The organism is Brevundimonas bullata (genome assembly GCF_003350205.1).
In the GTDB taxonomy this organism is placed as follows: Bacteria; Pseudomonadota; Alphaproteobacteria; order Caulobacterales; family Caulobacteraceae; genus Brevundimonas; species Brevundimonas bullata.
Window position 1 is genome coordinate 59,178 of sequence record NZ_QLLC01000010.1, and the last position, 13,563, is coordinate 72,740.

Genomic DNA, 13,563 nt, shown 5'->3' on the forward strand with positions numbered 1-13,563 from the left:
AGCTGCCTTATTATGTTTCTTCAGGCCAAACACCACGCCGTTCTAGCGAAAGCTCGGCAGCAAGACGTGCCAACGGGCGGCTTGAACGCCTGCTTCGAGGTTCTTTCCCTGGCTGCGGCCATTGATCAGGATTGTGCCTCCCGCCTTGGGTCTCACGGGCTGTCCGAAGCCCGTTTCGTGCTCCTCTGCATCCTGGAGGGGCGAGGCGAGGCGGCTGCGCCCCATGTGCTCGCCCAGCAACTCGGGGTGAGCCGCGCCACCGTCACCGGACTGCTCGATGGACTGGAGCGGGACGGTCTGGTCCGCCGAGCCCCTGATCCCCAAGACCGTCGCAGCCTGCAGGTGTGGCTCACGCCGCGCGGCGAGGCTGCGGCCAGGGCGGTTTTCGTTGAACACGCCGCATGGATCGACGCCCTGTTCGGCGACATCGACCCAGGCGAACGCGAGAGCCTCGCCCGGCTTCTTCACAAGATCTGGCTGCGCACAGACGCTGGACGTCGAACTGAGCGCCTTTCAAATTCCAACGTCGAGGACCCTGGCTGATGTCGCTGTATCTGGCTGAACTCTACTCGCCCAAACCTGCCTGGCTGGCGCTTGATGCGAGCCAGCGCGCGGCCTTCTTCGCTTTGGTCGGCGGAGGAATGGAGGCTTTGGCCGCGATGGGGGTCGAAGTCCTGGCCATAGGCGCGCGCGATGCAGGGAAGATCCATGCCGCTACCCATGCCTTCTTCGCCCTCTGGCGTTTCCCGGATGAGGCGGCCTTGGACGCCCTGCTTGCAGGAATCGCCGCCACCGGCTGGCATGACTATTTCGACACGATCAACGCCGCAGGCGCCGACGTCGGGTTCGAGGCCCATCTGGCGCAACTGGCCGCTCTGTCCTGAGGTCGCCGAAATTCAGCGAGAGGAAGACGTGACGCACGATCAGAGCTACATCGTCATTCAGCCGCATGTCAGCGAAGTCCCCGCGCCGTTGGCCCTGAAGAAGGGAGACCGGGTTTCGGTCGGCGCGCTTTACGACGGTCCCGAAGGCTGGCCTGACTGGTATCTCTGTTCGGCTCCGGGCCAGGAACCGGGCTACGTGCCGGGGAAAATCCTTGATCGCCATGCAGACGGCTCGGCCACGATGCTGGAGGATTTCACCAACCGGGAGCTCACTGTCCTGGAAGGCGAAGAACTGCGTGGACAGCGTCAGTTGAACGGCTGGCTATGGGCCGTTCGCATTCCTGACGGCGCAACAGGATGGGCGCCTCTCGACAACATTCGCGTGAACCGCCCGGATTTCCAGTCGCGGAAATCCTGAAGCGGCGATGCGACGCGGCGTGCAGGAATGCGCCTCGCCCTAGCGGTTGTTGTTCAGCAAGTTGGTCTTGGCGACGACCAGGGATGCAATGCTGCGCATCACTTGATCGGGTGGATCGTCTTTATGGACTGCCAGGACGTGGGCTTCCAGTGATCCGAGACTGTCGAACTGTCGGTGCAGCGAGGTGATCGCCGCAGGATCAGCCATGGTTTCGCCGCCGCGTTGCCGGCAGCGGCGTATGGCCGTATCGAGCGGCGGTCTAAGAACGACATAGTGGATGGGAACCTGCAGCCTCTGGAAGGCTGACAGGAACCAGGGGCCGATGATTCCGTCGAGAATGACGAAATACCCGCCCTCGGCATAGGCGGAGGCCGCGCGCGACAGGACATCCATCACCACGCGGTTCTGGGTGTCCGATTCCGGCAGATGGGGCGGGACGGCGCCGTTTCCGATGGAGCGCCAGAAGTCGTCCGCGTGAAGATGAACCTTCGACGAGCCCGATATTCGTGCAAGAGCGGCGGCGACTGTGGTTTTTCCGGCTCCTGGCGGCCCGGTCAGGATCAGTATTTCGCCTTTGCACCCAAGCATGGGGGCTCCTTGTCCTTGGCGCAGCCTTGACCGCGCGGCTAGGCCGCCTTGCGCCGCGTTGACCCTTTTTCGATTCTGAGCCCCTTCAGGTCGCGCAACCAGAGCTGGCCGCACGCAGCGGAAATGTCGCGCCCTTGCGTGTCGCGGACGACCACGGGGACGCCGGCGCGCTCAAGCGTCCTGCGGAACATTACCAGACTATGGTCGGGCGTGCGGTCGAGGGCGATGCCTTCAACGGGGTTCCAGCGCATCAGATTCACCCTCGCCCTCTGGCCGGCCATCATCTCGGCGAGGCGTCGTGCATCGGACTGCGTATCATTGATGCCGGGCAGGATCAGATAGACGAAGGTGACAGTGCGGTTGTGCCGTTCGGCCCAGGACAGGGCTCGAGCGACGACCTCGCCGATGTCGTGCTTGCGCGCACCGGGGATCAGGCGGTCCCGGATATCCTGCGTCGTGGCGTGCAGGGATATGGTCAGGTTCAAGCCCAGATGTTCTTCACGCAGCCGGGCCAGAGCCTTGGGAACGCCAATCGTCGAGATCGTGATGCCTGTGGTGGGGAAATCGTAGCCGCGCCGGTCCCGCAGGATGCGGATCGCCCTGATAACCTGCTCATAGTTATTGAGCGGTTCGCCGATGCCCATGAAGACGATGCGTCTGACCTTCGGGCCCAGTTGCACGACCTGTTCGACGATCTCGCCCGCCGAGAGGTTTTCATCAAACCGGCCTGACCGGAGGCGCAGAACTGACAGGCGAATGCGCACCCGACCTGAGAGGAGACGCAGGCGGTATGCCCGTCGTGACACCGGATCAGGACGCTCTCGACCGCATAGCCGTCGGGCAGTCCGAAGAGGATTTTCTGCGATTGGCCGCCGCGATCCTGTGTGAGGCGCTTCAGTCTTCGCAATCGCAGGCCTGAGGCGTCCGCCCAGAGTCTTAGAGACCTCGGCAGGTCCGCGTGAGGGGAGAAGAGCGCCCGATAGGATGGGCGACCTTGAACGCCGCTGTTCAGGGAGTCGAACTCGGTCGCCGTGAGATCGAGGGCGAGACGGGTCGGCGAGATCGATGAAGCCACCAGGGACGGCTCGAGGTGGTCAGGCATTTTCGCGTTCCAAGACAGCAGGCGCCGTCACACTGATGGACAACGATTGGTTTATAACCAACGCGACGGTTATAAATCAATCCCGGCAGCGACAGGGCTGACGGCAAGCGTCTAGTCGAAGGCGTGGCCGGGGTAGAGTAGAGTGAGAAGGTCGCGTGTGGCGGCCGTCATATGGGCGGACAGATCGCCGTGCGGCTCGACGAGCCACTGCATGCAGGACCCTTGCATGACCGTCTGCACCAGACTGGCGGTTCTGGCGGTTCTGGCGGGATCGTGCGGACTTGCCGGCAACCGGCTTTCGACAGCCTGCATGGCCAGTCGATTGCGTTCGGCGGCGAGGTCTTGAAGATCCGGTTCGGAGATGTCGGACAGGAGAAGAAGCAGATAGCGCTCCGTTCCGCCGCCGCCGCCCATCCCAGCGATGAGGTCCTTCAGCATCGACCACAGAGGGTCGAGGCCAGTTTCCGGGGACAGTCCCCCAAAATAGTCGCGGACCGCCTGGGTCATGCGCTCCATGACCTTGCGGTGCAGCGTCGCCTTGTCGGTAAAACGCTGGATGAGTGCGGCTCGCGACAGGCCCACAGCGACCGCGACATCGGTCAGGGTGAACGAGACCGGCCCCTTGTCCAGGATGACCTGGAGAGCGGTGTCGAGGACGGTCTCATCGCTCTGGCGTTTGGGGCGCGGCATGGGCGGTTCTCGTTCTGGCGGCGAGCGGATGCGGCGTCGTTCCAAGCCTTTCGGCTGATCGCCTTCTCACCCGATATTTCTATTGCCGAGCTATACCAGCATCTGACCACCTTTTGGTAACCTGCGAGAAGGTTATGAGCTGGTGAGACGGCCTGATCGGATCCGAGCGCCCGCCGAGGTCGGCGCTTTCGTCCAGATCGTCGACGGTGGCGGCGGTTTAGCCGAACACGGGCGTTCCCGTCGCCTGGCGACTGATCATCCCGACCAAGCAAAGCGCAAAGACCACCGCCGCCATCAGTCCAGCTGTCGAGAGCAGCCCCGCAAGGCGGCGCAGGGAGCGTTGAAGCGGCGGGGGCGAGGTCGTCGAGGCCGCCAGCGCCCGTGAGAGCTCCAGGCCGACGCCCCCGACCAGCGCCGCCGTCAGTGCGAACAGAGCCGCCACGACGGCTGTCACCAGATAGGTCGAGGTCAGCGCCACAAGGTCGTAGATCAGCACCAGTGCATTGAGACCGCCCAAGAGGGCGGCGAGGCTGAACAGAATAAAGACAATGCGCGACATGACGTCTCCGACGGCGTCGGTCTAGGCCGGACGCCGGGCTTCGAAACTGATGATCTGGTCGTCCCGATCCGGCGCGCGACCCTGTTGGTAGCCGCCGCAGGCCGACACGTCCGTGAAGCCTGCGGCCCTCAAGGCCAGTTCGAACTCATGGACGCCCCACCAGCGCAGCTTGAACAGGTCCAACTCGGTCGCCGCCAGCACGCCGTCCCGCCAGTGTTCATAGCGAAGGTGGGACAGCGTGGTCTGGGCGATGTAGTCCGTTTCCACCCGGCGAGCGGTGAGGGTCAACAGGTCGCCTTCGTCCGTCGTCCATGACCGGATGGACTCGGGGCTGTCCAGAAAGCCGCTGATGGGGTCCAGATCGAGGATCAGTCGGCCGCCTGGGGCCAGAAGATCGTGAAATCGCCTGAGCACGGTGGTCGCCGACGCCGTGCTGGTGATCAGTTGAAACGAGCCGGCCGGGATGATGATCGCGGAAAAGCGGGTCGTAGAGACATAGCTTTCAAACGACTGCTGCGTCAGCGGGGCGGAAAGACATCGCTTGCGGCACTCTTCCCGGCAATAGCCCAGCATTTCAGCCGAGGCGTCGAAGCCTTCCATCTCAAACCCCGCCTCGATCAGGGGGATGAACAGGCGTCCGTTGCCTACAGCGGGCTCCAGCACGGGCCCGCTGTCGCACTGCGACAGCCGCGCCCGATAGAATTCCTGATCTCCGAACGAATGGCCGACGGGCTTGTCCAGGTCATAGACCCATGAGGCGAGTTTTCCGTATCGATTCTGCATATCAGGCTCCCGAGCGCCCTGTGGTGGCGCGCGAGGTCTGGTCAGGTCAAGGGCCGCGCTTGTCAGTCTCAGGATGTGACGGCGCGGTTCAGCGGCGGCGCGATTGATTGCGATATAGGCTTGGGCGAAGATGTCAGAAGCTGTTCGATGGAGGCCTCGAAGGCCTGCGCCAGAGCGGCGGCTCTGGCCTCCTTCAACGGAAAGTCGCCGCTCAGGTCGCGGGCGAACGCCATGCCGCCAATCAGCGCGATCAGCAGCCGGGCTCGCACATCAGTATCCGGGCCATCAAGCCAGCTCTCGACTTGGCCGAACATGCTGGAGCCAAGCGTTTCGTCGACGAGGTGTCGTGCGCGCCCCGAGCCGGTCACTCTCAGCAGGATGAGGAGGCCCTGGAGCACCTTCCCGTCGTTCCCGCCCTGAAGCATCTCCTTTGCGACGCGGGCCGCAAAGTCCGTCTTTTCGCCCCACAGTCGGCGCCAGTCGGCCTCGCAGGCCTTCACCACCTCGATGAAGAGCTCATCCTTGCCGCCGTAGTAGCGATTGACCAGCGACGGATCGACCTTGGCCCGCAAGCCGATGTCGCGCACGCCGACCGTTTCGAAACCCTCCTCGGCGAAGAGCTTCAGCGCCGCGCGCAGGAGGACCTGACGGGTGATCTCGGCGCTTCTCATTCTGGAGCCAGGTTCCGCATGATTTCACTCTAGCCCGAATGTCGATCTGATCCAGACGAGGCGGCGCGCTCCGATTTCGGATATAGACGCTCGCAGGGCGTAGCCGAGCCGGGGCCTAAGCTAAGTCGGCTCGACCTGGATCGTCTGGCGCGAACCAATATCGCCATTGGGCGCCAGACTGATCCTCATGAGATCAGATCAAGGCGTCGCCGCCGCCTCTGCGCCCAGCAGGCTGGAGGCGGCGAGTGTCGGAGCCAGAATGGCGATATCATAGCCCAGTGCGAGTTGACGCCACTCCGCCGGCGCCGAGGCCAGACCGTCGGTTCTCAGCTTCCGGAGATCCACCAGCATCCAGGAGTCTGGCGAGACGTCAGCGGACCGCGCAAGGGTGACATCCTTTCGCCAGTCCGGGCCTTCGTCATCCATCATATCGAATCCGCGAACGACTGCTGGCCGTCCGACGCCGTCATAGCCGGCTTCTGTGCCTTTGGCTCCGAGCACGATGATATGCAGGGCCGCGACGCCCTCGCCGTCGGCGCGTTCCGCCACAAAGGCGCCGAGGTCCCGTTGATCGAGCGGATTGAGCGACTTGTAGAAATGCCATGCGCCGAACTTCATCAGGACGCGTGCGCCAGGATTGTCTGCGAGGTGAGCGGCGAGGGTGCGTTTCATCAGCCGCGCCCGGCGCCCGTTCGGATCTCCCTGCCTGGTCTGCGACGCCTGATAGATGGCGCGGGTCTCCGTCAGCAGGCCGAACAGATGCTGGACGCGTTCCCCTCCGTCCTGTGAGACCGCGGCGGCGGCCTGATCGAGCGCCTCCTGCGTGACCGAGAACAGGAACAGGTCTCCAGGTGAACCTGAAGCGAGCGCTGCGGCGGTCGCCTCCTGATCCTGAGCGGCCAGTTCGCTCAGGGCGGCGTGCGCTCTGGGTCCGGGGCGGGCAGCGAGCATCTCCTGAAGCAGGTGGCCGCTGGAACCGAGGAATTCCTGATCGAGCCCCCACAAGGCGAAATCCGGTCCAGCGACGGCGGCGCAATCGCCGGCCATCTGGACTTCGTCGCGCGCGTTGAAGAAAGCGATCCCGTCGGGGTGACGGCGCATGAAGGCGGCGATCCGTGCTTCGCGGTCCGCCGATCTCATAACGGAATCAACAACGCGGGCGGCTTCGGGACCAGTCTCGATGGCCATGGCGGTCAGGCCGAAAGGCGCCATCAGGCGGCAAATCTGGCTTGTGAAGGCGGGGATTTCGCGGGTCAGATGGCTCTCGCCGATCAAGACATAACGGCTGGCGGCGACGGCGTCGGTGAGTGTGGCCGCGCCTGCGCCAGAGAATCCGGCAGGGCTGACGTCCAGAGGTGCAGTCACTTGAGCGAGCCGCGCCTGAAAAGGCGGAGTCGCTGGCTCCTCGGCGGCGGCGCCGCCTGCAAGGGCGGCCAGACTGCCCAGAAGCATCGCAGACAAACACCAATGAACTCTCGACACACGCCCCTCCGGAAAAACTCAGTTTTATCGATCCTCGTGTAGAGAGGCGGGAAGAGGATGCCCAGTGAACTCGCGTTCACCTAGGCCCTGCAGTGAAATGCCGCCGCCGCCGCTCGCAGGTTTGGAGGGAGCAGATTCGAGCGGGGAAAGTCCGCTAGAAAACAAGACGGTTGGCGGAAGCGGTGGGATTCGAACCCACGGACGGCTCTCACCGTCGCTGGTTTTCAAGACCAGTGCCTTAAACCACTCGGCCACACTTCCACATCGAGCCGGTCTGGTTCTGGCGACCGGCGGCGCGAGTCGAGACAGCGCGCGGAGGCGTGCATAGCGTCAAGTTCGCGCTCGCCCAAGCATAAAGCGCAGGTGAGGCGCGGAGCGGGTCAGGCCTTCGCGGGTGCGGACGGCCTGGTCACCAGCCAGATGCCGGCGCAGACCAGAACCAGCGCCGCCAGATAGCTCCAGCGCAGCAGGGATTCGCCCAGGAAGATGGCCGAGAGCGCCACCCCGAAGACCGGGATCAGGAAGTTGAACGCCGCGATCAGGCCGACCGGATTGTGTTTCAGCAGCAGGCTCCACACGGCGAAGGCGACCGAGGACAACAGCGCCATATAGAGCAGCAGGGCGCCGGAGTGGAGCCCGAGCGCCTCCAGATGACCGCCGCCGGCCATGCCGATGCCGGTCAGGATCAGGCCGCCGATGAACAACTGCCAACCCGTCATGACCATGGGGTCCATGGCGGCCGACAGGTGCTTGCCGTAGATCGAGGCCGCCGTCAGGACAAAGGCGGCGATGATGACGAACCCTTCTCCCAGAAGGCTGAAGTCGAAGCCCAAGGCGCCGCCGCCCAGGTTGACCACGACGACCCCGAGGAAACCGATCAGACAGCCCATGGCCTTGCGGGCGGTGATCCGGTCGTTCGCATAGACGAAGTGGGCCAGGACCACGCTGAAGAAGACGCCGGTGGCGTTCATGATCGACGACTTCACGCCGCTGGCGTGGGCCAGGCCGACATAGAAGAAGACGTACTGGATCGCGGTCTGGGTCAGGCCCAGCAGGGCGACCTGGCGCATCTGACGTCCGTTGAGCGTGAAGATGGGCTTCTTCATCGCCGCCGCCACGATCAGCAGGATGGCGCCCGCCAAGGCGAAGCGCCAGCCGGCGAACAGCATCTGGCTGGCGATGTCGCTGGGGGCGATATGCAACAGGGCATAGCCGTTCTTGATGGCCGGATAGGCGCTGCCCCACAGGATGCAGCACAGGGTCGCCAGGGCGAAGACGCTCGAACGGGTCTGGTAGAGGGAGGGTTTCAAGGTGCTCGCTTCAAAGGGGCGCGGGCGCACAGGCGTCGCCGCGACCGGGCGATAGCCTCAAACGCCTTGTTAACCAAACCGGAAACGTCCTCGGCGATGATCACTTCGAGTGAACCGGAGTGCGTGCGGCCATGATGGCGAAATTGTTGAAGGGCGCAGCGGTCGCCGCCGCCTTTTCCACCCTGGCGGCCTGCGCCAGTTTCGGCGGGGGACGAGACGCCCCTCTGCGCCCGCCGGTTGTGACTGATCCCGCGCCCATCGTGTCGGGTACGATGCGGCCCTATCAGATCCGTGGCCGCTGGTATCGTCCGGCTGAACAGCCCGGCTATGACGAAGTCGGACAGGCGTCCTGGTACGGATCACAGCACCACGGTCGCCCGACCTCGACCGGCGAGCGGTTCGACATGAACGCCCTGACGGCGGCGCATAAGACCCTGCCTCTGCCCAGCCTGGTCGAGGTGACCAACCGCGCCAATGGGCGTCGGGTCATCCTGCGGGTCAATGATCGCGGCCCCTTTGTCGACAGCCGGATCATCGATCTGTCGCGCGCGGCGGCTGAGGAATTAGGCCTGTTGTCGCAAGGGGTGGGCGAGGTGCGGGTGCGCTATGTCGGGCGGGCGCCGCGCACGGGCGGCGGCACGCCGATGCAGCGGGCGGACGCCGCACCCGCCGCCCGACCGACAGCGCCGCGTCAGGTGGCTGCGCCTGCAGCTTTGGAGTCCTCGGCCTATTGGGTTCAGGCTGGCGCCTTTTCCGATCGCCGGGCGGCCAAGCGAATCGCTGACCGACTGGGCGACCGGGCTTCGGTTCAGGACATTCGCAGCGACGGACGGCCCCTGTTTCGGGTGATCGTCGGTCCCTGGCCTGACGCCAACGCCGCCGAACAGGCCCGCCAAGCGGTCATCGCACGCGGGTTTGGCGACGCGCTGTTGATATCAGGCGGTTAGGGCTTGCCTGTCGCGCCGCGCTCGCCATTGTGCGCGGGTGCAGCGCGGTAAGTTCATCACATTCGAGGGCGGCGAGGGAGCCGGCAAGACCACGCAGGCGCGCCTGCTGGTTGCGCATCTTCGCTCGCTTGGAATCGACGTCATTCAGACGCGCGAACCCGGCGGTTCGCCGGGAGCTGAGGTCATCCGCAATATCGTGGTGGCCGGCGACGCCGAGCGTTGGTCGCCGCGCACCGAGACCCTGCTGATGTACGCCGCGCGCTCGGACCATCTGGAACGCACCATTCGACCGGCGCTGGACGAGGGCAAGTGGGTCGTCTGTGATCGTTTCGCCGACTCCAGCCGCGTCTATCAAGGCGCTGGCGGCGGCGTGCCGGAGAGCCTGATCGAGGCCCTGGACGCCGCCATCGTGGCGGAGGATCAGCCGGATCTGACCCTGGTGTTCGACCTGCCGGTCGAAGTGGGTCTGGAGCGCGCCTTTGGTCGCGGTCTGTTCGAGACGCGGTTCGAATCCAAGGGCCTGGCCTTCCACCAAAAGCTTCGCGACGGCTTTCTGGGCGTGGCGCGCCGTCACCCGGAACGCTGCGTCGTGATTGACGCCACGGGCGAGCTTGAGGCCGTTTCCGAACGCCTGCGGAGCGCCGTCGCCGAGCGGTTGCTGTGAGCGAACACCCGCGTGACCGGCACGATCTGGTCCCGGACGTCGCGGCCGAAGAGGCCTTTTTGGACGCGCTGAATCGGGGCCGGCTGCACCACGCCTGGCTGCTGTGCGGGGTCGAGGGCAGCGGCAAGGCGACCTTCGCCTATCGCGCAGCGCGCCGCCTGCTGGGGGCCGCGCCTGATCTGACGCGCGGGCCGCTGGGCGCTGCGCCCTATGATCCGGTCAGCCAGTTGGTTTCCGCCCAGTCCCATCCCGACCTGCTGGTGATGGAGCGGCTGGTCGAGGGCGGCAAGCAGAAGAAGACGATCTCGGTCGATCAGGCGCGCGATCTGCCGGGCTTCTTCGCCAAGAGCCCGTCTCAGGCCCAGTATCGGGTCGCCATCATTGATGCTGCTGATGACCTGAACGTCAATGCCGCCAATGCCTTGCTGAAGATTCTTGAAGAGCCGCCTGAGCGTGGCGTTCTGCTGCTGGTGACCCATGCGCCGGGGCGGCTGCTGGCGACGATCCGCTCGCGTTGCCGGCGCCTCAGCTTCCCGATCTGGACGCCGGATCAGCTGGAAACCCTGGTGCGCAATCGCACCGGCGCCGACCCCGAGGATGCGCGACTGGCCGCGGACATGGCCGGAGGATCGCCCGGCGCGGCCCTGGCTCTGTCGTCGGGCGCCATGCAGGAAGTCGACGCCCTGGCGCGCAGCTGGGTGCTGGGCGACAGTGTCGATCGGGCCGAGCAGCTGGCTGTCGCAGACGGTTTTCGGGGGGCTGAAGGCCAGGCGCGGTTCGAGGCCCTGATGGATCGGCTGATCGCGGCGGTCAAGGTGCGCGCGCTGGAGGCGCCGGCGGGGCAGGGCGCACGCTGGGCTGAGCTGTGGACCCGCCTGGCCGAGTTGCCGGACCGCACGGCGGCCATCAACCTGGACCGCGCCGACGTCTTGGCCGGCGCCCTGGCCGACATCGCCCGCACCAAGGCCCTGAGATGATTATCGACAGTCACGTCAATCTGCACGCCCCTCAGTTCGACGAGGACCGCGACGAAGTCATCGCCCGCGCTCGCCAAGCCGGCGTGCGCTTGATGGTCGAGATTTCGGATAAGCTGTCGACCTTTGAGGCCACCCACGCCCTGGCCATGGCGCACGATGACATCTGGTGCACGGTCGGCGCCCACCCGCATGAAGCCAAGGACCATGTCGAACTGACCGCCGACGAACTGGTCGCCTTGGCCCAACGGCCGCGCGTCATCGGCATCGGCGAATGTGGTCTGGACTTCCACTACGATCTCAGCCCGCGCGATGAGCAGGCGGCGGTCTTCCGTCAGCATATCGACGCCGCGCGCCGGACCGGCCTGCCGCTGGTGGTGCATACGCGTGAGGCCGACGATGTGATGGCCGCGATCCTGCGCGAGGAGCACGCCAGGGGGCGGTTCAAGCTGCTAATGCACTGCTACACCAGCGGCGTCGAACTGGCTGAAACTGCAGCGGAACTCGGCGCCTGGTTCTCCGTTTCCGGCATCGCCACTTTCAAGGCGGCGGAGGACGTGCGCGAGGTCATTCGCCGGATGCCCGAGGATCGGATCATCGTCGAGACGGACTGCCCCTATCTGGCGCCCATTCCGCATCGCGGACGCCGCAACGAACCGGCCTATGTTGGACTGGTGCTGCAAAAACTCGCGGAAGTACGAGGCTGGACGCCTGAGGAGGCTGAGCAGCGCACGACCGACGCCTTCTTCGCCCTGTTCGACCGCATCCCCCGGCCTGCCGAATGAGCGAGGCGGGCGAACTGGAGATCGTCATCCTCGGTTGCGGCTCGTCCGGCGGCGTGCCGCGGGGCGACGGGGACTGGGGCGATTGTGATCCGGGCGAGCCCAGAAACCGGCGCACCCGCTGCTCCATGCTGGCGCGGCGTCACGGCCCGGCCGGGACCACCAGCGTCCTGATCGACACCTCGCCCGATCTGCGGCAACAGGCGCTGGCGGCCGACATCCGCCACGTCGATGCGGTTCTCTATACCCACGACCACGCCGATCAGACCCATGGGATCGACGACCTGCGCGTCTTCGCCATCCATGCGCGGCGGCGCATCCAGGCGTGGATGGACCCGGCGACCCATCACGCCCTGACGACCCGGTTCGACTACATCTTCGAAAGCCATCACGGCTATCCGGCCATTCTGGAGGCCCAGCGGATTCCGCCGCACGGCGAGGTCTGGGGCATCGACGGCGCGGGCGGTGCGATCCCCGTCGTCACCTTCGACCAGGTCCACGGGCCGATCCGTTCTGTCGGCTATCGGCTGGGGCCGGTCGCCTATTCCAGCGATGTGTCCGACCTGGACGAGGCGGCGCTGGAGGCGGTGAGGGGCGCCGACCTGTGGATCATCGACGCCCTGCGCTACACGCCGCATCCCACCCATGCCCATGTCGATAAGGCGCTGGATTGGATTGCGCGGGCCGGGGTCGGTCGTGCGGTGCTGACGAACCTTCATATTGATCTGGATTACAATGCATTGTCGGGGTGTCTTCCCGACAATGTCGAAGTGGCTTTCGACGGCTGGAGCGGCCGTTTCGATCTATAGTCGGACTGGCTCGCCCAGGTTCTGAACCGGCAATCAGCAGCGAATTGTATCGGTTTCGATGGAAGCATCGACGCCATGCTTGGCACACCGCCGATGTCGTCCTGGCGCCTAGTCGTCTTTGGCGTCGTCCAGCCTGTGCCCATCCAATCTGGCGGCGTCGCGGTCGCGTTCCTTTTGCGTCGTCTGACGTTCGGCCTTGGTGCGACCGAAGGTCAGGCGGTTGGCGTCAGCGGTGCGTTTGGCCTCGGCCTTGTCGCGAGCCTTGCGCGCCTTGTTCAGGTTGACGATCTCGCCCATCAGACGTGGCCCTCGGGGCTGTCCTTGGCCCAGGCGCGCTTGAGGGCTGGGCGGCCGCCGATGCGCTGGGCGTAGGAATCATAGGGCTCGCCCGCCGGCATGGCGGCGCGGAACCATTGCAGCAGGCTGCCGAAAAGGATGTCGAGCGCCGAGAACTCGCCCAGGATATAGCCGCCGTCCTTGATGGCCGCGCGCCAGCGCTGATCCAGCGCGGCGTAGCCGGCCTTCCTAAGATCATTCCAGTTGTCGGGCGGACCCGAGGTCAGGACGCTCTCCAGCACATTGTTGTAGAGGCCCAGCCACGACAGGTACTCGGCCCGGCGCGGATCATCGGGGCTGGGCGCCATCTTCGCCGCGGGGAAGCGGTCGGTCAGGAAGAGGAAGATCAGCACCGACTCGATCAGAAGTTGGCCGTCGACGCTGACGGAGGGGGCCTGTTTCAGCGGGTGGGGGTTGCTGGGGTCTGCGTGACCCTGGCCGCCCTGTCGCTCGATCTCGACATAGTGGATGTCGTAGTCGGCGCCCAATTCCTCCAGCAGCCAGAGCAGGCGGGTGGAGCGGGACTGAGGGGCGTGATGGATGGTCAGCGACATCGTGAACTCC

The 13,563-nt window shown here is 65.3% G+C and carries 18 protein-coding genes and 1 tRNA gene; 8 read left to right on the plus strand and 11 right to left on the minus strand.

Annotation, left to right across the window (positions count from 1 at the left end):
- Positions 1–12 precede the first annotated feature (12 nt).
- The 3 genes from DXK21_RS06665 to DXK21_RS06675 are packed head-to-tail and all read left to right on the plus strand — an operon-like array spanning position 13 to position 1,302.
- Positions 13–543, plus strand: a complete 531-nt coding sequence (locus tag DXK21_RS06665; protein WP_211305985.1) for a MarR family winged helix-turn-helix transcriptional regulator — start codon at positions 13–15, stop codon at positions 541–543.
- Complete coding sequence (locus tag DXK21_RS06670) at positions 543–884, plus strand: DUF6616 family protein (RefSeq protein WP_114816996.1); 342 nt, start codon at positions 543–545, stop codon at positions 882–884. The genes DXK21_RS06665 and DXK21_RS06670 overlap by 1 nt, the downstream gene beginning before the upstream one ends.
- Positions 885–912: 28 nt before the next feature.
- On the plus strand, positions 913–1,302 hold the full coding sequence (locus DXK21_RS06675) for an SH3 domain-containing protein (RefSeq protein WP_162790594.1): 390 nt from the start codon (positions 913–915) through the stop codon (positions 1,300–1,302).
- 39 nt (positions 1,303–1,341) lie between these two features.
- Here the strand turns inward: DXK21_RS06675 and DXK21_RS06680 are convergent, their stop codons facing one another.
- The 9 genes from DXK21_RS06680 to DXK21_RS06720 all read right to left on the minus strand — a co-directional run bounded on the left by DXK21_RS06680 (position 1,342) and on the right by DXK21_RS06720 (position 8,487).
- On the minus strand, positions 1,342–1,890 hold the full coding sequence (locus tag DXK21_RS06680) for an AAA family ATPase (protein ID WP_114816998.1): 549 nt from the start codon (positions 1,888–1,890) through the stop codon (positions 1,342–1,344).
- A 38-nt stretch (positions 1,891–1,928) separates the two neighbouring features.
- A complete protein-coding gene (locus DXK21_RS06685) occupies positions 1,929–2,654 on the minus strand; it encodes a radical SAM protein (protein ID WP_211305986.1) in 726 nt (241 codons plus the stop codon).
- A gap of 449 nt (positions 2,655–3,103) precedes the next feature.
- A complete protein-coding gene (locus tag DXK21_RS06690; RefSeq protein ID WP_114816999.1) occupies positions 3,104–3,682 on the minus strand; it encodes a TetR/AcrR family transcriptional regulator in 579 nt (192 codons plus the stop codon).
- A gap of 217 nt (positions 3,683–3,899) precedes the next feature.
- Positions 3,900–4,241 carry a hypothetical protein gene (locus tag DXK21_RS06695; protein WP_114817000.1) on the minus strand — a complete coding sequence of 114 codons (342 nt, stop codon included), beginning with the start codon at positions 4,239–4,241 and terminating at the stop codon, positions 3,900–3,902.
- 21 nt (positions 4,242–4,262) lie between these two features.
- Entirely contained in the window at positions 4,263–5,024 is a 762-nt protein-coding gene (locus DXK21_RS06700) for a class I SAM-dependent methyltransferase (protein ID WP_114817001.1), read from the minus strand.
- A gap of 68 nt (positions 5,025–5,092) precedes the next feature.
- Entirely contained in the window at positions 5,093–5,695 is a 603-nt protein-coding gene (locus tag DXK21_RS06705) for a TetR/AcrR family transcriptional regulator (protein ID WP_114817002.1), read from the minus strand.
- A gap of 198 nt (positions 5,696–5,893) precedes the next feature.
- Complete coding sequence (locus DXK21_RS06710) at positions 5,894–6,970, minus strand: hypothetical protein (RefSeq protein WP_162790595.1); 1,077 nt, start codon at positions 6,968–6,970, stop codon at positions 5,894–5,896.
- A gap of 378 nt (positions 6,971–7,348) precedes the next feature.
- Positions 7,349–7,438: transfer RNA gene (locus DXK21_RS06715), tRNA-Ser, on the minus strand.
- 119 nt (positions 7,439–7,557) lie between these two features.
- Entirely contained in the window at positions 7,558–8,487 is a 930-nt protein-coding gene (locus DXK21_RS06720) for a DMT family transporter (RefSeq protein ID WP_114817004.1), read from the minus strand.
- A gap of 131 nt (positions 8,488–8,618) precedes the next feature.
- Between DXK21_RS06720 and DXK21_RS06725 the strand changes: the two genes are divergently transcribed.
- Genes DXK21_RS06725 through DXK21_RS06745 form a run of 5 tightly spaced genes read left to right on the plus strand, consistent with a single transcriptional unit; the run spans position 8,619 to position 12,663 of the window.
- Positions 8,619–9,434: a septal ring lytic transglycosylase RlpA family protein gene (locus DXK21_RS06725; protein ID WP_114817005.1), complete on the plus strand. Its 816-nt coding sequence runs from the start codon at positions 8,619–8,621 to the stop codon at positions 9,432–9,434.
- Positions 9,435–9,471: 37 nt separating this feature from the next.
- Entirely contained in the window at positions 9,472–10,098 is a 627-nt protein-coding gene (gene tmk / locus DXK21_RS06730) for a dTMP kinase (RefSeq protein ID WP_114817006.1), read from the plus strand.
- Positions 10,095–11,075, plus strand: coding sequence for a DNA polymerase III subunit delta' (locus DXK21_RS06735; protein WP_114817007.1), 981 nt, complete (start codon positions 10,095–10,097; stop codon positions 11,073–11,075). The genes tmk and DXK21_RS06735 overlap by 4 nt, the downstream gene beginning before the upstream one ends.
- Entirely contained in the window at positions 11,072–11,857 is a 786-nt protein-coding gene (locus DXK21_RS06740; RefSeq protein WP_114817008.1) for a TatD family hydrolase, read from the plus strand. Before DXK21_RS06735 ends, DXK21_RS06740 begins: the two co-directional genes overlap by 4 nt.
- The gene (locus DXK21_RS06745; protein ID WP_114817009.1) at positions 11,854–12,663 is read left to right on the plus strand and encodes an MBL fold metallo-hydrolase; all 810 of its coding nucleotides are present in this window, start codon (positions 11,854–11,856) and stop codon (positions 12,661–12,663) included. The genes DXK21_RS06740 and DXK21_RS06745 overlap by 4 nt, the downstream gene beginning before the upstream one ends.
- Before the next feature lie 108 nt (positions 12,664–12,771).
- On the opposite strand, the gene DXK21_RS06750 is transcribed toward DXK21_RS06745, so the two are convergent.
- The gene (locus tag DXK21_RS06750; protein WP_114817010.1) at positions 12,772–12,960 is read right to left on the minus strand and encodes a DUF4169 family protein; all 189 of its coding nucleotides are present in this window, start codon (positions 12,958–12,960) and stop codon (positions 12,772–12,774) included.
- Entirely contained in the window at positions 12,960–13,553 is a 594-nt protein-coding gene (locus DXK21_RS06755) for a glutathione S-transferase family protein (RefSeq protein WP_114817011.1), read from the minus strand. Before DXK21_RS06755 ends, DXK21_RS06750 begins: the two co-directional genes overlap by 1 nt.
- Positions 13,554–13,563 lie beyond the last annotated feature (10 nt).